16 protein-coding genes are annotated in these 15,754 nt (G+C 73.8%); 7 read left to right on the forward strand and 9 right to left on the reverse strand.

Annotation, left to right across the window (positions count from 1 at the left end; genetic code table 11):
* Positions 1 to 49: 49 nt before the first annotated feature.
* Both M3673_RS12600 and M3673_RS12605 read right to left on the reverse strand, forming a co-directional pair.
* On the reverse strand, positions 50 to 436 hold the full coding sequence (locus M3673_RS12600) for a DUF5130 family protein (protein ID WP_056864551.1): 387 nt from the start codon (positions 434 to 436) through the stop codon (positions 50 to 52).
* Positions 423 to 788, reverse strand: a complete 366-nt coding sequence (locus M3673_RS12605; protein ID WP_056863732.1) for a hypothetical protein — start codon at positions 786 to 788, stop codon at positions 423 to 425. Before M3673_RS12605 ends, M3673_RS12600 begins: the two co-directional genes overlap by 14 nt.
* A 167-nt stretch (positions 789 to 955) precedes the next feature.
* On the opposite strand from M3673_RS12605, the gene M3673_RS12610 reads away from it, so the two are divergent.
* The 4 genes from M3673_RS12610 (at position 956) to M3673_RS12625 (ending at position 5,042) form a co-directional block, all read left to right on the forward strand.
* Positions 956 to 1,981, forward strand: a complete 1,026-nt coding sequence (locus M3673_RS12610) for a mechanosensitive ion channel family protein (RefSeq protein WP_251534147.1) — start codon at positions 956 to 958, stop codon at positions 1,979 to 1,981.
* A 34-nt stretch (positions 1,982 to 2,015) separates the two neighbouring features.
* Positions 2,016 to 2,387: a globin gene (locus M3673_RS12615; protein WP_156697838.1), complete on the forward strand. Its 372-nt coding sequence runs from the start codon at positions 2,016 to 2,018 to the stop codon at positions 2,385 to 2,387.
* 761 nt (positions 2,388 to 3,148) lie between these two features.
* Positions 3,149 to 3,703: an RNA polymerase sigma factor gene (locus M3673_RS19670; RefSeq protein ID WP_056903599.1), complete on the forward strand. Its 555-nt coding sequence runs from the start codon at positions 3,149 to 3,151 to the stop codon at positions 3,701 to 3,703.
* A 160-nt stretch (positions 3,704 to 3,863) separates the two neighbouring features.
* Positions 3,864 to 5,042 carry a hypothetical protein gene (locus M3673_RS12625; RefSeq protein WP_251534149.1) on the forward strand — a complete coding sequence of 393 codons (1,179 nt, stop codon included), beginning with the start codon at positions 3,864 to 3,866 and terminating at the stop codon, positions 5,040 to 5,042.
* Positions 5,043 to 5,056: 14 nt separating this feature from the next.
* On the opposite strand, the gene M3673_RS12630 is transcribed toward M3673_RS12625, so the two are convergent.
* On the reverse strand, positions 5,057 to 5,959 hold the full coding sequence (locus M3673_RS12630; protein WP_251534151.1) for a thioesterase family protein: 903 nt from the start codon (positions 5,957 to 5,959) through the stop codon (positions 5,057 to 5,059).
* Between the two features lie 25 nt (positions 5,960 to 5,984).
* Positions 5,985 to 6,164: a hypothetical protein gene (locus M3673_RS12635; RefSeq protein WP_193661387.1), complete on the reverse strand. Its 180-nt coding sequence runs from the start codon at positions 6,162 to 6,164 to the stop codon at positions 5,985 to 5,987.
* Between the two features lie 151 nt (positions 6,165 to 6,315).
* Here M3673_RS12635 and M3673_RS12640 point away from each other — a divergent pair, with 151 nt between their 5' ends.
* The 3 genes from M3673_RS12640 to M3673_RS12650 all read left to right on the forward strand — a co-directional run bounded on the left by M3673_RS12640 (position 6,316) and on the right by M3673_RS12650 (position 8,805).
* Positions 6,316 to 6,906, forward strand: a complete 591-nt coding sequence (locus tag M3673_RS12640) for a TetR/AcrR family transcriptional regulator (protein ID WP_251534153.1) — start codon at positions 6,316 to 6,318, stop codon at positions 6,904 to 6,906.
* Between the two features lie 73 nt (positions 6,907 to 6,979).
* Positions 6,980 to 8,194 carry an acetyl-CoA C-acetyltransferase gene (locus M3673_RS12645; RefSeq protein WP_056903595.1) on the forward strand — a complete coding sequence of 405 codons (1,215 nt, stop codon included), beginning with the start codon at positions 6,980 to 6,982 and terminating at the stop codon, positions 8,192 to 8,194.
* Positions 8,195 to 8,286: 92 nt separating this feature from the next.
* Positions 8,287 to 8,805, forward strand: a complete 519-nt coding sequence (locus M3673_RS12650; RefSeq protein WP_251534161.1) for a MarR family winged helix-turn-helix transcriptional regulator — start codon at positions 8,287 to 8,289, stop codon at positions 8,803 to 8,805.
* Positions 8,806 to 8,841: 36 nt separating this feature from the next.
* Here M3673_RS12650 and ettA read toward each other — a convergent pair whose 3' ends face one another.
* From ettA to M3673_RS12675, 5 genes are all read right to left on the reverse strand, one after another.
* The gene (gene ettA / locus M3673_RS12655; RefSeq protein WP_056863723.1) at positions 8,842 to 10,524 is read right to left on the reverse strand and encodes an energy-dependent translational throttle protein EttA; all 1,683 of its coding nucleotides are present in this window, start codon (positions 10,522 to 10,524) and stop codon (positions 8,842 to 8,844) included.
* A 58-nt stretch (positions 10,525 to 10,582) separates the two neighbouring features.
* The gene (locus M3673_RS12660) at positions 10,583 to 11,005 is read right to left on the reverse strand and encodes a single-stranded DNA-binding protein (protein WP_251534165.1); all 423 of its coding nucleotides are present in this window, start codon (positions 11,003 to 11,005) and stop codon (positions 10,583 to 10,585) included.
* A gap of 142 nt (positions 11,006 to 11,147) precedes the next feature.
* Positions 11,148 to 12,788, reverse strand: a complete 1,641-nt coding sequence (locus M3673_RS12665; RefSeq protein WP_251534166.1) for a GTPase — start codon at positions 12,786 to 12,788, stop codon at positions 11,148 to 11,150.
* A gap of 79 nt (positions 12,789 to 12,867) precedes the next feature.
* Positions 12,868 to 14,634 (reverse strand): dynamin family protein, encoded by a 1,767-nt coding sequence (locus M3673_RS12670; protein ID WP_251534167.1) that lies wholly within the window; start codon positions 14,632 to 14,634, stop codon positions 12,868 to 12,870.
* Positions 14,631 to 15,752: a PrsW family intramembrane metalloprotease gene (locus tag M3673_RS12675; protein WP_193661390.1), complete on the reverse strand. Its 1,122-nt coding sequence runs from the start codon at positions 15,750 to 15,752 to the stop codon at positions 14,631 to 14,633. The genes M3673_RS12670 and M3673_RS12675 overlap by 4 nt, the downstream gene beginning before the upstream one ends.
* Positions 15,753 to 15,754: the final 2 nt, after the last annotated feature.

A 15,754-nucleotide genomic window follows, 5' to 3' on the forward strand; every position in this document is an offset into this window, starting at 1 on the left:
CGTGATCAGGTGCTGCTCGAGCCGTGCTCGAGCCGTGCTGGAGCGGCGCTCAGGCGCCGGCGTGCAGCGTGTTCTGCGGGCGGGCGTAGTCGGCGAGCATCCGGATGCCGGCGCGCAGACCGCCCACGAGGTCGCCGGTGGCGAAGTCGGCCTGCATGTGCAGCGCGACCAGCTCGACCTGCTTGTCCGACAGCGTGCGGCGCACGTAGCCGCCGGTGACGATCTCCAGCACGCGCAGCGTCGGGTCGACCATGATCAGCACGCTGCGCGAGGGGGCGACCAGGGAGTTGTGCAGCCGCGTGGCGAAGGCCCGCGACTCGCCCTCGACGTTGCCGACGAAGACCGAGAACTCGACCCGGCTCAGCTCCTCGGCACGACGCACGGCCTCGTCGAGCGCCGCGCGCTCGGCGTGGGAGAACGGGTCACCAGCGGGCACGTGCGCCACCGGCCTGCGACTCGTCGGTGTCGGGGGCGGCCAGCTCGGCGGTGGTCTTGCGAGGACCGCCGATCCACTGGTTCTGCACCGGCGGGGCCCCCGGGGCGATCCGCTCGCCCCGCACCAGCGGCGGCACGTAGATCATCGCCACGAGGGCGATCAGCATGAGGAGCGGGATGCCGCCGAGCACGAGGATGGCGTGCAGCGGGTCGACCGCGTCGGGGTCGGACCAGCCGACCGGCACGTCGGCGGAGGCCGGGCCGGCCAGGGCCACGCCCCCGAGCACACCGACGAGGGCGGTCGTGCCGACCACGGCGGACCGACGGAGCAGGGCGGCGAGGTGATGCGTCACACCACGAGGATATCGGCTCGCCGACGCCCACCCGGACGCGGACCGGGTCGACTGGGTCACATCCGCCGGCGGCGCGGGCCGCAGGCACGGCGTACGGGTGGGTGGGGTGGTGACGAGCCCCCTCCGCCGGGTCGAGGACTCCCGGTGGCGTGTGTTTACTGGGCGCCATGTCCGCTCTTGCCACGTCCCCCTGCGAAGCAGGCCAACAGGTCTGCGACTTCGTGCTCGACCAGACCGACAACGACACCCTGGCCCGGATCTCCGACCTCGTCATCGGCAAGCCCTCGGCCCTGGTCGGCCTCTTCGTCCTCGGCCTGGTGATCCGCTGGCTGGCCCACCGCGCGGTCGACCGGATCGTGCTGCGCGCCGCCGACGGCGTGCTGCCCGACCGGGTCGGGCGCCTCTCGCGCATCCACGGCCGGGGCGGCAAGGCGGGTGGCGCGCCCACCCGCACCGACGTGGCCGCGAGCACGCGCCGGGTGCAGCGGGCCAAGACGATGGGCAGCCTGCTCAAGTCGATCATCACCGGGCTGGTGCTCGCCGTCGTCGGCACGATGATGCTGAGCGAGATCGGCGTCAACATCGCCCCCATCATCGCCAGCGCCGGGATCCTCGGCGTCGCCATCGGCTTCGGCGCCCAGTCGCTGGTCAAGGACTTCCTGTCCGGCATCTTCATGATCTTCGAGGACCAGTACGGCGTGGGCGACGAGGTCGACCTCGGCGAGGCCGTGGGCGTGGTCGAGGCGGTCAGCCTGCGGGTCACGCGACTGCGCGACATCAACGGCACCGTCTGGTACGTCCGCAACGGCGAGATCCTGCGCGTGGGCAACATGAGCCAGAACTGGGCGCGCACGGTGCTCGACATCCAGGTCGGCTACCAGGAGGACCTGGTCAAGGTCCGCCGCGTGCTCGAGGACGTGGCCCACGACGTGTGGGAGGACGAGGACTTCACGGGGCGCGTGATCGAGGAGCCGTCGGTCTGGGGCGTCCAGGACCTCGGCATCGACGGGATCTCGGTGCGGGTCGCGCTCAAGACCGCCCCGGGAGAGCAGTGGGCCATCGCCCGCGAGATGCGCCAGCGGATCAAGGCCCGCTTCGACCACGAGGGCATCGAGATCCCCTTCCCCCAGCGCGTGGTGTGGCACCGCGAGGAGCAGAAGGCGGCCGCGGCGGGCCAGCAGGCCCCCGAGTGAGCCGCCCGCCGGCCCGAGGCGCGAAGATGGTCCCGTGACGTTCTACGACGAGATCGGCGGCCTCGAGACGATGCGGCGCATCGTGGCGACGTTCTACGAGGGCGTCGCCGAGGACGAGGTGCTGCGCCCGCTCTACCCCGAGGAGGACCTCGGGCCGGCGGAGGAGCGCTTCCTGCTCTTCCTCGTGCAGTACTGGGGCGGCCCGACCACCTACTCCGACACCCGAGGTCACCCGCGCCTGCGCATGCGCCACGCGCCCTTCGCCGTGACCCCCGAGGCCCGCGACCACTGGCTGACCCACTTCCGCGCCGGGCTCGACGCGGTCGACCTCACCCCGGAGCAGGACGCGCAGTTCTGGGAGTACGTCACCCACGCCGCCCAGTTCATGGTCAACACCTTGGAGTGACGTCCAACGCGGGAGCGCACCACCGATCTAGGTTCGGGGACCGCACCGTGTAACGCCGCCCCGTCGCCGTGACAGGTAGGGGGTGCCGGCGCACCACCCAGCCCGAGCCGAGGAGGCGAGATGGACCGACGCGACCTGCGGGTCCCGGCGCCCGACCTCGAGCCCGAGGACTGGTTCGTGGAGCAGCTGGCCCTCCTCGCCCGGGAGAGCGGGGCGACGGGCACGAGCGACCTGCCGCGCAGCGGCTGGCGGGTCGCGGTCGTGACCGCCCTGGCGGCCGCGGTGCTCACCGCGACCGCCTGGCTCGCCGGAGCGCTCCCGGGTGGCTCACCCCTCGGCGACCCGGACCCCGGCCCGTCCCCGTCGCCGAGCGCCCCGGGCACGCCCGGCACCACGCCGTCCCCGTCACCGACCACCGGCGGGGCGACGCGCCCAGGCGGTCCGGCCGGACCTGGGAGCGGGAGCAGCCCGGCGCCGCCGTCTCAGTCTCAGGACGACGGCGCCGGGTCGCCGCAGTCGTCGGGGCCGACGTCATCGGGCGGGTCCCCCGGCACGTCGGTGCCCGGCTCGTCGGTGCCGACGCCCAGCGACCTCCCCACGCCCTCCGACATCACTCCCGGAGCCGGGAGCCGCACGCCGGGTGGGAAGACGACCGGGAAGCCGTCGATCGGCGCCTCGGCCAGCGCCTCGGTCAGTGCCTCGGTCAGTGCCTCCGTCCGAGGCTCCCTGCGGGCCTCCGTCGGCGACGCGGGGCCGCTCGGGTGACGACCCCCACCGACGACCTCGTCCGGCGTGCCCGCACGGGCGACGCCGAGGCCTGGCGTGCGCTCTACCGCGCCCACGCCGGGCGGCTCGTGGTGTGGCTCGGCACCCGCCCCACCGGCGACGCCGCCGTCAGCGCCGACGACGTCGCGGCGGAGGCCTGGCTGGTGGCCGCGCGCCGGATCGCGGAGTTCGACGGTGACGACGAGGAGTTCGCCGGCTGGCTCTTCGGCATCGCGCGCCGGGTCGGGTTGAACCTCCACCGGCGCAGCGCCCGCCGCGGCACCACCCCCACCGAGGCCCCGCCCGAGACGAGCCACCACGAGGGTCCCGAGGAGTCGCGCGTGGCGATCGACTGGGCGCGGCAGGTGCTCCAGCGGCTGCCGCCGCGCGAGCGCGACGTCGTGGCCTGCACCGAGGTCGTCGGTCTCGACGTCGCCACCACGGCCCAGGCCCTCGGCATCAGCGCCGTCGCGGTGCGGGTGGCCCGCCACCGCGGGCTGCGCCGGCTGCGCGACCAGCCCGACCTCGCGGGCGTCCGCCCGCGCCCCTGACCCACCCGTCACCCCGGGCGCGACCCCGGCCGGGGGCTGTGCCCGTGAGGCCGTGAGGCCGTGAGGGAAACGTGACGGGGGCCGGCCACGGGCGAAACACCCGGGCGGCGGCACGGGTGGTCGACTGCAGGTCCACCGACCGCCGGACCGAGGGGCACCCATGACCGACCTGTTCTCGCCGTACGCACTGAAGGGCGTGACGCTGCGCAACCGCATCGTGATGTCACCGATGACGATGTACAACTCCGTCGACGGCCGCATGGACGACTACCACACGATGTACCTCGGCGCCCGGGCCGCCGGGGGCTTCGGGCTGGTCTTCCCCGAGCAGGTCGCCATCACCCCCGACGGCCGCACCACGACGTCGTGCGCGGGCCTGTGGAGCGACGAGCAGGTCGAGGGGCACGCGCGGGTCACCGCGATGATCCGCCGGATGGGGGCGGTGCCCGGGATCCAGCTGGGCCACACCGGACGCAAGGGCAGCGAGCTGCCGCCCCACAAGGGCGTCAACGAGCAGGGCTCGTGGAAGGCGCTGCCGCCCGACCACCCCGACGGCTGGACCTGTGTGGCCCCCGACGCGATCCCCTACGGCGGCGACCACTCCTACCCCGTCCACCCGCTCACCGTCGCCGAGATCGCCGACCTGCACCGCAGCTACGCCGACGCCGCGCGGCGCGCCCTCGACGCCGGCTACCAGTGGCTGGAGATGCACTTCGCCCACGGCTACCTGGCTGCGAGCTTCTTCTCCCCGCTGGCCAACCAGCGCACCGACGAGTACGGCGGCAGCGTGCGCAACCGGGCGCGCTTCCTGCTCGAGGCCCTCGACGCCGTCCGCGAGGTCTGGCCCGAGGAGTACCCGCTCACCATGCGTCTGGGGGTCGACGACCTGCACCCCGACGGCATCCGGCTCGAGGACTCCATCGAGGCGATCGGCTGGATGAAGGAGCACGGGCTCGACCTGGCCGACGTGAGCATCGGCTTCAACACCGACGACATGGTCGAGCCCCCGCTCGGTGACAGGGGGTTCATGCTCGAGCGGGCCGCCCGCATCAAGCGCGAGGTGGACATCCCCGTCGCCACGAGCTGGAACCTCGGCGTGCCGCAGAACGCCGCGGCCGCGATCGCCAGCGGGGCCATCGACCTGGCCTTCCTGGGCCGGCCCGCCCTGTCGAACCCGCACTGGCCGGTCTGGGCCGCGCGGGAGCTGGGCCACGAGGACCCCTTCGGCCTGGTGCCGGCGGACTGGGCGTGGTGGCTGCGCAACTTCCGCGGCCACGACGCGAGCATCGGCCTCCCCGCCCCCTCGGCCCCGGCGCCCGACCTCCGGGCGGCCGGCTGAGGGCCCGGGCGGACTCAGCCGGTCGGGCGCGCGGTCCAGGAGCCGTCGAGGGCGGCGAGCAACGGCGCTCGCACCTCCTCGCTCGGCTGCACCGAGCGACCGGTGGCGGTGTCGAAGAAGACCAGCACGACGCGGGCCCGGGCCAGCACGGTGTCGCCGTCGCGGATCTCGCTCTCCACCACCGACGAGCTGCGTCCCACGTGGGAGAACCAGCTCCACACGTCGTAGGGCTGGGGGCGGAAGAGGATCGGCACGCGGTAGTCGACGTCGATCTGCGCGACGACCAGGCTGGCGCGCGAGTCCTCCCCCGGCGCGGCGCCCCACAACCGGGCCAGCACGGCGATGCGCGACTCCTGGAGGTACTCGAAGTACTTCACGTTGTTGACGTGGCCGTAGACGTCGACGTCGCTGAAGCGCACCTGGAGCGGGAAGTGCCCCAGGTCCTCCTCGCGCGCCGGGGTGCGGGCCGGACGCTCGACGGCGTCGCCCTCCTCCCGGAAGCCGGCCAGCACCTCGCGCTCGGCGGCGGTGAGACGGCGGGGTCGCTCCTCGGAGAAGACGAACGGCGTCAGCACGGTCGTGGCGCGCACGTAGACGCGGCGCCCCTCGGGCGTCTCGTCGAAGACCTCGTAGGCCATCGTGAAGGTGGCCGCGCGGACCTCGGTGACCCAGCACTCGATGCGCACGGGGGTGAAGCGGAAGGTGAGCGGCTCGACGTAGGTGACCCGGTGGCGCACCACCACGAGTCCCTCCACGAGGCCCGCGGTCGCGTCGGCGCCGTCCTCCCGCGCGGGGCGGTGGGTCCGGAGCATGTCGACCCGGGCCTCCTGGAGGTAGTCGACGTAGACCACGTTGTTGACGTGGCCCAGCAGGTCCAGGTCGGCCCAGCGCAGCTGGCACTCGTAGAGGTGACGCACGGGGCGACTCTGCCAGACGCGGCGCTCAGTGGCTGAGCACGAGCCCGCCGTAGTACTCGCGCAGGCCCAGGTGGCGGGCGACCCGCACGTGGCGGTGGCGCAGGACGGTCTGGCCGAGCACGCCCACGGCGAGCAGGCCGCCGAGGACGCCGACGGCGACCACGGCCCACAGGACGGCGACGGCGGCGGGGCTGAGCAGTTCCATGAGGACTCCTTCTACAGGTGTAGAACTTCTACTGATGTAGAAGGTACGCCGCAGCCCCGAGGCCCGCAACGGTGCCGGGTAGTGTCGCCGCTCACCCGCCACACCCACCCGTCGTACCCACCCGCAGCAACCACCCGCCGCAGGAGCCGCCATGCCCGACCCGACCCCGCGGCGTCGGCAGCTGGCCGAGGCCGCGACCGCCGTGGTCGCCCGCGAGGGCCTACGCGGCCTGACCCACCGGGCGGTGGACCGGGAGGCCGGGATCGCCGAGGGCAGCTGCTCGGCCTACCTGCGCACCAGCAGGGCCCTGCGGGACGCCCTCACCGAGCACGTCGCCGGCAGCATGGCCGCCGACGTCGAGGACCTCGCGGCGCAGGTGGCCGCACTGCCCCCGCGCGCCGAGGGCGCACCACCCGGACCGGCGCTCGACCTGGCGATGGCCCTGATGCAGCGCTGGGTCGAGCGGCGCGACCTCGTGGTCGTCAGCCTCGAGCTGTCCACCGCCGCCACCCGCGACCCCGCGATCGCCGAGCAGCTCGCGCCCTGGCGCGCCCGCCTCGTCGACGTGGTCGACGCCATCCTGGCCGCGGCGGGCCGCCCCCACAGCACCGAGCGGGCCGACGCGCTGGTCGCGGCCTACGACGGGATCCTCGCCGCCGCCCTCCTGCGCCCCGACGACGAGCGCCGCGCCTGGCTGGCCCGCACCCTCACGCTGGTCACCGACGCGCTCACCTGCGCGTGAGCGCTGGACGAGGGGTCTAGGGTGGATCCGGCAGCATTACCCGCCAGTAACCCACACCAGACCGGAGTCCCGCATGCCCGAGGCCGTCATCGTTTCCGTCGCCCGCAGCCCCATCGGGCGCGCCAACAAGGGCTCGCTCAAGGACTTCCGTCCTGACGACCTCAGCGCCCTGATCGTCAAGACCGCGCTGGACAAGATCGAGGGGCTCGACCCCAACACCGTCGACGACCTCTACCTCGGCTGCGGCCTGCCCGGCGGCGAGTCGGGCAACAACATGGGCCGCGTCGTCAACGTGCTCAACGGCATGGACGCCGTGCCCGGCGCCACCGTCACCCGCTACTGCGCCTCCTCGGTGCAGACCACCCGGATGGCCTTCCACGCCATCAAGGCCGGCGAGGGCGACATCTTCGTCTCCGCCGGCGTGGAGACCGTCTCCCGCTTCGCCAAGGGCACCTCCGACCACATCCCCCACACCGTCAACCCGCGCTTCGACGACGCGCAGTCGCGCACCGCGAAGACCGCCGAGGGCGGCGTGGACTGGCACGACCCGCGCGAGGACGGCCTGCTCCCCGACGCCTACATCGCGATGGGCCAGACCGCCGAGAACGTCGCCCGCCTGCGCGGGCTGTCGCGCCAGGAGCTCGACGAGTTCGGCGTGCGCTCGCAGAACCTCGCCGAGAAGGCGATCGACAACGGCTTCTGGGCCCGCGAGATCACCCCCGTCACGACCCCCGACGGCACCGTGGTCAGCACCGACGACGGCCCCCGCGCCGGCGTCACCTACGACGCGATCAAGGACCTCAAGCCGGTCTTCCGCCCCGACGGCGTGGTCACCGCCGGCAACTGCTGCGCGCTCAACGACGGCGCCGCCGCGGTCGTCATCATGTCCGACACCAAGGCCGCCGAGCTCGGCCTCACCCCGCTCGCGCGCATCGTCTCCACCGGCGTGAGCGGCCTGTCGCCCGAGATCATGGGCCTCGGCCCCGTCGAGGCCACCCGCAACGCCCTGAAGTACGCCGGCATGAGCATCGGCGACATCGACCTGGTCGAGATCAACGAGGCCTTCGCCGCCCAGGTCGTGCCGTCCTACCAGGACCTGGGCATCGACATCGACCGCCTCAACGTCAACGGCGGCGCCATCGCCGTCGGCCACCCCTTCGGCATGACCGGGGCCCGGCTGCAGAACACGATGATCAACAGCCTCGACTGGCACGACAAGACCACCGGCCTCATCACGATGTGCGTCGGCGGCGGCCAGGGCATGGCCCTCATCCTCGAGCGCGTCTGACCCGCCCCGGTCCGCGGCACCCGGCCGGCTCGTGCGTCACGAGTCGGTCTCGGGTGCCGCGGCCGCGGTGCGGCTCTCCTAGACTCCGTCGAATGACGACCGAGCACCGCACCGCGCCCGACAGCGATCCCGCGACGGCCGAGCCGCGCTGGCTCGACCAGTCGCAGCAGCGCTCGTGGCGCGCCCTCCTCGTCGGCCACACGCTGCTCATGGCGCGGCTCGACGACGACCTGCGACGCGGCTTCGACCTGTCGCTGACCGAGTACGAGATCCTGGTGCGGCTCTCCGAGCGCGACGGACGCCTGCGCATGGCCCAGCTCGCCGACGCGATGGCCCACAGCCGCAGCCGGGTCACCCACACCGTCGCCCGGATGGAGCGCGCCGGGCTCGTCGAGCGGGTGTCCTCGCCCGAGGACGGCCGCGGCATCCTCGCCTCGCTCACCGAGCGGGGCCTCGACGTCCTGCGCCAGGCGGCCCCGATGCACGTCGCGGGCGTGCGCGAGCACCTGGTCGACCTCGCCGACGCCGACGACCTCGCCGCCGTCGGGCGGGTCATGAACGTCGTCGCCGACCACCTGGTCGCCGGGCACCCGGAGATGGACATCCGCTGAGCCCGGCGACCCGGTGGGTCGCGCGTCAGTAGCTCGTCAGTCGCGCGTGAGGCGGCGGTGAGTGACCCGGTGGGGCCGGGCCGCCTCGGCGCCGAGACGCTCGATCTTGTTCTCCTCGTAGGCCGCGAAGTTGCCCTCGAACCAGAACCACTTCGCGCTGTCCTCGTCGTCGCCCTCCCAGGCGAGGATGTGGGTGGCGATGCGGTCGAGGAACCACCGGTCGTGCGAGGTGACCACGGCGCAGCCGGGGAAGTCGAGCAGGGCGTCCTCGAGCGAGGACAGGGTCTCCACGTCGAGGTCGTTGGTGGGCTCGTCGAGCAGCAGCAGGTTGCCGCCCATCTTCAGCGTCAGCGCGAGGTTGAGCCGGTTGCGCTCCCCACCGGAGAGCACGCCGGCCTTCTTCTGCTGGTCGGGGCCCTTGAAGCCGAACGACGCGACGTAGGCGCGCGAGTTCATCTCGAAGTTGGCGACCTTGACGAAGTCGAGGCCGTCGGAGACGACCTCCCAGACGTTCTTGTTCGGGTCGATGCCGCCGCGGCTCTGGTCGACGTAGGACAGCTTGACCGTCGTGCCGACCTTGAGGGCGCCCTCGTCGGGCTCCTCGCCGCCGGTGATCATGCGGAACAGCGTCGTCTTGCCCACGCCGTTGGGGCCGATGACGCCGACGATGCCCGCGCGCGGCAGCGAGAAGGAGAGGTCGTGCATGAGGGTGCGCCCCTCGAAGCCCTTGGTGAGGTGGTCGGCCTCCAGGACGATGTCACCCAGCCGCGGGCCGGCGGGGATGTTGATCTCGGAGGTGTCGATCTTGCGCATCCGGTCGGCCTCGGCCGCCATCTCCTCGTAGCGCGCGAGACGGGAGCGGCTCTTGGTCTGGCGGGCCTTGGCGTTGGAGCGGACCCACTCCAGCTCCTTCTCCAGCATCTTGGCGCGCTTGGCGTCCTTCTGCCCCTCGATCTTGAGACGTTCCTTCTTGGTCTCGAGGTACTTGGAGTAGTTGCCCTCGTAGCCGTGGGCCTGGCCGCGGTCGAGCTCGAGGATCCACTCGGCGACGTTGTCGAGGAAGTACCGGTCGTGGGTGATGGCCAGGACGGCACCGGGGTAGTCCTTGAGGTGCCCCTCCAGCCACTGCACCGACTCGGCGTCGAGGTGGTTGGTGGGCTCGTCGAGCAGCAGCAGCGAGGGCTGCTGGAGCAGCAGCTTGCACAGCGCCACCCGGCGGCGCTCGCCACCGGAGAGGTTGTCGACGATCGCGTCCGGCGGCGGGCACCGCAGGGCGTCCATGGCCTGCTCGAGCCGGCTGTCGAGGTCCCACACGTTGGCCGCGTCGAGCTCGGTCTGCAGGTCGCCCGCCTCGGTCGCGACCTTGTCCTGGTCGGCGTCGGGGTCGCCCATCATCATGTAGAGCTCGTCGAGCCGGGCCATCTTGGCCTTGGTCTCGGCCACCGCCTCCTCGACGTTCTCCAGCACCGTCTTGCCCTCGCTCAGCGGCGGCTCCTGCTGGAGCATGCCGACCGTGGCCTGCGGGTCGAGGATCGCGTCGCCGTTGTTGGGCTGGTCGAGACCGGCCATGATCTTGAGCAGCGACGACTTGCCCGTGCCGTTGGGCCCCACGACGCCGATCTTGGCCCCGTGGAGGAAGGAGAGGGTGACGTTCTCGAGGACGACCTTGTCGCCGTGGGCCTTGCGCACGTTGCGCAGGGTGAAGACATATTCCGCCATGGTCCCCGAGCCTACGGGGTCGCCCGGGCGTCCGGGCACCCCGGGCCCCGCCGGCGGCTCAGGCCGCGACGCCGTCGCCGGCCGCGGCCTCCTCGGCGCCGGCGGCGCCCGAGGCCGGGCGGGGCGTGCGGGCGAAGCTGCTCGTGCCACGGGTCAGGTCGTGGCCGACGAGCACGGCGTCGACCTCCATCGAGGTGACCTCGACGCCCGCGGAGTTGACCCACGACGACGTGGTGAGACGCCCGTGCACCACGACCGGGTCGCCGCGGCGCACCGAGGTCGCGACGTTGTCGGCCAGGCCGCGCCAGGCGTTGACCGAGTACCACACCGTCGGCCCGTCGCCCCACTCCCCCGACCGGCGGTTGAAGCGTCGCGGGGTCACGGCGAGCCGGAAGCCGGCCACCGGCGCCTCACCGGCGTGGCGCAGGGTCACCTCGCCCCCGACCCAGCCCTGCAGGGTCAGCATGGTCTCGTTCAGCACGGGAGTCTCCTCGTCCCTCGGTGGCCGCCGCCTCGGGGCGGCCCGTGGGGACAAGCGAACGCCGCGGCGCCGACCGCCGCAGCGCCTCGGGCCGGGCCTGGGGACGGACGGACCGTCACGCGCCCGTGTGGACGACTCGTGGTCAGCGCTGGGCCGCGTCGAGCCCGTGGCGCAGCCGGGTGTAGGCCGCGAGCTCGGCCTCGACCGGGCGCACCACCAGCTCGGTGGAGACCCCCGAGACCGCCTCGCGCAGCCGCCGGTCGGCGGCCTCCGCGCGACTGCGGGCCGTGCCGGCGACCAGACCGCGGCAGCCCAGGGCGAGCAGCACGCCCAGGGCCACGCCACCGATGAGGAGCACGAGGGGCAGGGCGATGCCGGCGACGGCCACGGTGTCGGGCAGCGAGCCCGACAGCCCGGCGGCCACGCTCCACACGAGTCCCACCCCCGCGGCGAGGAGCAGGAGCCACTGGAGGGCCCGCACCGCCCCGGCCCATGCGGGCATCCGGGCGGCGTCGAGGTCTACGGAGCCGACCGCGGCGTCGAGACGGTCGCCGATCTCCGGCAGCCGGGCCACCGAGGCGCGGCGGATCGACTCCGTCCAGGGCTGCGGGAGCCCGGTCGACACGTCGTCGACCAGGGCGCGCACCTCGTTGTCGACCCGGGCCCGCTGGACGGCGTTGGCCTCCGGCACCGCCCGGCGGCTGCCGCGCAGCGCCGCGGCGTCGGCACCCAGCTCGAGCCCGAGCCGGGCGAGGGGGTCCTTGCGGAAGCGGTGGGTCCAGGAGACGACCGGCCAGCCCGCCGCGGCCGCGGCGCGCAGGCGGGTCGAGCGCTCGACGGCGTCGACGACGGTGGTGACGCCGGCGGCCTCGGCGAGGGCCGACTCCATCGACTCCACGCGCGCCGCGGGCAGGGCGCGCGTGCGACCGCTCCCGCCGGCGGCCTCCAGCCGGGCCGCCGCGGCGCGCACGTCGGCCTCGAGCCGGGTGCGGGTGGCGGCCTTTTCGGAGACCCGCCGACCGATCTCGGCCTTCAGCTCGTCGACCCCCAGGCCCTCGCGGGCGCTGATGCCGATCACGGGCACGCCGGGCAGGCCGTCGGCGTCGAGGAGGCGCCGTACGTCGTCGAGCATCGACTGGCGGCGCTCGACCGGCACGCTGTCGATGTGGTTGAGCACGACGACCATGACGCCCTCGTGGGTGGCGAGCGGGGCGAGGTAGCGGTCGTGGATGGCGGCGTCGGCGTACTTCTGCGGGTCGAGGACCCACACCAGCATGTCGGCCAGCTTGACCAGGCGGTCGACCTCGAGGTGGTGCGCGACCTCGGTGGAGTCGTGGTCGGGCAGGTCGAGCAGCACCACGCCGTCGAGGGCGTTGGACTCGCGCCGCGTGTCGAGCATGGAGTCACGCGTCGTCTGGTGGCGCGGCGGGATGCCGAGCCACGACAGCAGCTCCTCGGCCCCGTCGCTGCCCCACACGCAGGCGGTGGCCCAGGAGGTGGTGGGCCGGCGGACCCCGACGGCGGAGAGCTCCAGCCCGGTCAGGGCGTTGAAGGTGGAGGACTTGCCCGACCCGGTGGCCCCTGCGATGCCGACCACGGTGTGGGTGGCCGAGAGGCGCAGCCGGCCCGCGGCGCGCTCGACGACCTCCTCGGTCTCCCGCACCAGGGTGTCGTCGAGCCTGCCGCGCGCGGCCTCGGCCGCCTCGGCGAGACCCTCGATCCGAGCCCCGATGTCGGTGCCCCGGGTGGCCAGCTTCTTGGCCCCCTCCAGCAAGGACGTCATCTTCTCCCACTCACCCGCACGGTCTCGTCGAACTCCGCCACCACCCTAGGGGGTCGCACCCGCCCGCGTGCGGAGTAGGTCAGGACCGGGGCTGCGCCGCGGAGTAGCGCACGTCGTCGACCCGGCGGGCGGCGACCCGCAGGCCCTCGCCGGCGCCCGGCACGAGCTCGAGCCCGTCGAGCACCGCGACCCAGCGCGCCCGCTCGCCCTCGAGCAGCGTGCGCACGCGCTCCTCGAGACGGCGGCGCGCCCGCTCGGCGAGGCCACGCACGGCCTGCTCCCCGAAGACGGCCTCGAGCAGCTTCTGCCCGAGCACCGCCGAGCCCGAGGCGATGCCGGCCTCGGCCCCCGTCACGCCGCCGGTGCTGGAGAAGACCACGACCATGAGGGCCACCGACAGCCCGTTGACGCCGAAGGCCAGGAAGCGTGCCGTCGAGCGCTTGTCGGCGCCCTCGGCCCGCACCATCGCGAGCACCTCGTCCTGCCACTCGCGCACCGACACCTCCGCGCGACGCCGCAGGTCGCGCGAGGCGCGGCCCAGGTCGACGTCGGGCCGGTCGAGCAGGCCCTGACCGGCGTTGAGCTGCTTCCAGGCGGTCTCGGCGCGCTCGGCGGCGGCCTCGGCGTGCTCGAGCACGAGCATCTCCAGGCCCGACTCCACCGCCACCGTGACCCGCTCGGCCTGCTGGGGCTTGCCCTTGACGGCGTTGACGACGCGGTCGCGGATCCACCCGACGCGGTTCTCCAGCGAGCGCAGCAGCTCCCCGGTGCCGACGAACTCCTGCCAGCGCGCGAGGATCTCGCCGCGCAGGAGGGTGCCGTCGGCGGTGGCGGTGGTGGCCGCGAGCACCGCGGCGTCGTAGGCGCGGTCGACGTCCTCGCGCAGGGTGCGGGCGGCGGCGAGCTGCTCGGCGGCGGCGTCGGCCACCGGGTGCACGCGGTGCGTGAGCGCCCGGATCGCCCCGTCGAGGGTCTTCTTGACCACCGCGGCCCGGGCCTCGGAGTCGTGGGCCAGCGAGTCGAGCCAGCCGCGGATGTCGGCCACGTGCGCCGGCGGGAGCAGACCGGCCTCGTCGACCGGGCCCTCGTGCACGATGAACATCGGCGAGTCCTTCAGACCCCGCGAGGCCAGCATCCGGGCCAGGTGGGCCGCGACCGTCTGCACCGCCTCGGGCGGGGTGCGGTCGAGCACGATGGCCACCGCGGTGGCGCGGTCGGCCGCGCCGCGCAGCGAGTCCCACGGCACCTGGTCGGCGTAGCGGGCCGCGGAGGTCACGAAGAGCCACATGTCGGCCGCGGCGAGCAGCTGGGCGGCCAGCGTCCGGTTGCGCTCCTCGACCGAGTCGACGTCGGGCGCGTCGAGGATCGCCAGGCCCGAGGGGATGAGCTCGGAGGGCACCAGCTGCAGCGCGTCGGGGTCGTCGGTGCTGTGGGCGACCCGGGCGAGGTCGGGCAGGAGGCGGTCCTGGCCGAACCACTCGGCGTCGTCGGGGTGGTGCACCAGCACCGGCGAGCGGGTGGTCGGGCGCAGCAGCCCCGGCTGGGTGACGCGGGTGCCGACCAGCGAGTTGACCAGCGTCGACTTGCCGGCGCCGGTCGAGCCGCCGACGACGGTCAGCATCGGCGCGTCGATCGTCATCACCCGCGGGATGACGTAGTCCTCCAGCTGGTCGACCATCTCGCGTCGGGCCGCCCGCTGCGCCTCCACACCGGGCACCTCCAGGGGCAGCTCGGCGGCCTGGAGGGCACCCCGCAGGCGCACGAGCGCGGTGAGCATCTGGGCGTCGTCGGATCCGCCGCGGCGGGGGCCGCCGGGCGTCGCGCCGGGGTCGGTCGGGGCTGTCATCGGGTCGGAACCACCTGTCCTGGAAAGGCGATGAACGGCCTGACGGCGCCGATGCGGGCGACGTAGTGCTGTCCTCGTGCTGCGAAGTCTGGCGGTGGGGTGCCGCGCAGGAAGCGGTGATGGAGGAAACCGAGCTCGATCGCCGCCTGCTGGTAGTCGCGCATGGCCCGCTCGGCCTGCGCTCCCCCGCGCCGGCGGGCGAAGGCGCGGGCCTCGCGCCGGGCCCGCAGGTCGACGACCCACCCGATGTCGGTGGCCGGCACCAGCCCGCGGCTCGCGGCGTCGCCGAGGGCGGCGGCGAGCATGCGCGACTCCCGGCTGCGCGCCCACACGGCGAGGACCAGCAGGCCGACGAGCGCCGGGAGCATGAGCACGACGTAGACCACGACGAACCCGCCGAAGCCGTAGAGCGTCGAGCCGTTCCACACGCCGTGCGCCACGACCGCCAGCGAGAAGCCGACCACCGGGGCGACCACACGCACGGCGCCGTGGCGCGAGCCAACCGCGAGCCCGACCCCGATGCCGGTGAAGGCGGTGAAGAGCGGGTGGGCGAAGGGGCCGAAGAGGCAGCGCAGCACGAAGGTCGTGGTCAGCGCCTCGGTGCCGCCGGGGCCGGTGCCGTCGGTGCCGTCGTAGGCCGCCGCGAGGTAGAGGATGTTCTCGACGAAGGCGAAGCCGACGCCGACCATGCCGGCGTAGACGATCCCGTCGAGGACGCCGTCGAGCTCCGCGCGGCGCCACCACAGCAGCAGCACGAGGAAGGCGCCCTTGGTCGCCTCCTCGGTCAGCGGAGCCACCACCGCCAGGCTGGCGACGTCGGTGAACCCGACGACCAGCCCGCCGACGCCCTGCACCAGCAGCGCCGCCGCGGTGGCCACGAAGCCGCCCCACAGCAGGCCCAGGAGCAGCAGGGCCCGCGGCTCGGGCTCGTAGCGGTCGAGCCAGAGGTAGCAGGCCACCAGGGGCACCACGGGCAGGGCCGCCAGCGCGGTGGCCAGCACGAGCGACGAGGGCGCTCCCGACAGGGCGATCACCAGCAGCACGGGGAGCGCGCCGAGCACCACCAGCACGGTGACGAGCACCGTGAAGGCGACACTGTCGCGACGGGCTCCGGGCATGG

This window comes from Nocardioides sp. P86 (assembly GCF_023712465.1).
GTDB classification, from domain to species: domain Bacteria; phylum Actinomycetota; class Actinomycetes; order Propionibacteriales; family Nocardioidaceae; genus Nocardioides; species Nocardioides kribbensis.

Bases quoted from the DNA above. Each gene is read 5' to 3' on its own strand.
- M3673_RS12610 (WP_251534147.1), top strand. From the start codon at position 956: ATGTCCGCTCTTGCCACGTCCCCCTGCGAAGCAGGCCAACAGGTCTGC.
- M3673_RS12625 (WP_251534149.1), top strand. From the start codon at position 3,864: ATGACCGACCTGTTCTCGCCGTACGCACTGAAGGGCGTGACGCTGCGC.
- M3673_RS12635 (WP_193661387.1), bottom strand. From the start codon at position 6,164: ATGGAACTGCTCAGCCCCGCCGCCGTCGCCGTCCTGTGGGCCGTGGTC.
- M3673_RS12640 (WP_251534153.1), top strand. From the start codon at position 6,316: ATGCCCGACCCGACCCCGCGGCGTCGGCAGCTGGCCGAGGCCGCGACC.
- M3673_RS12645 (WP_056903595.1), top strand. From the start codon at position 6,980: ATGCCCGAGGCCGTCATCGTTTCCGTCGCCCGCAGCCCCATCGGGCGC.
- M3673_RS12650 (WP_251534161.1), top strand. From the start codon at position 8,287: ATGACGACCGAGCACCGCACCGCGCCCGACAGCGATCCCGCGACGGCC.
- ettA (WP_056863723.1), bottom strand. From the start codon at position 10,524: ATGGCGGAATATGTCTTCACCCTGCGCAACGTGCGCAAGGCCCACGGC.
- M3673_RS12665 (WP_251534166.1), bottom strand. From the start codon at position 12,788: ATGACGTCCTTGCTGGAGGGGGCCAAGAAGCTGGCCACCCGGGGCACC.
- M3673_RS12670 (WP_251534167.1), bottom strand. From the start codon at position 14,634: ATGACAGCCCCGACCGACCCCGGCGCGACGCCCGGCGGCCCCCGCCGC.
- M3673_RS12675 (WP_193661390.1), bottom strand. From the start codon at position 15,752: ATGCCCGGAGCCCGTCGCGACAGTGTCGCCTTCACGGTGCTCGTCACC.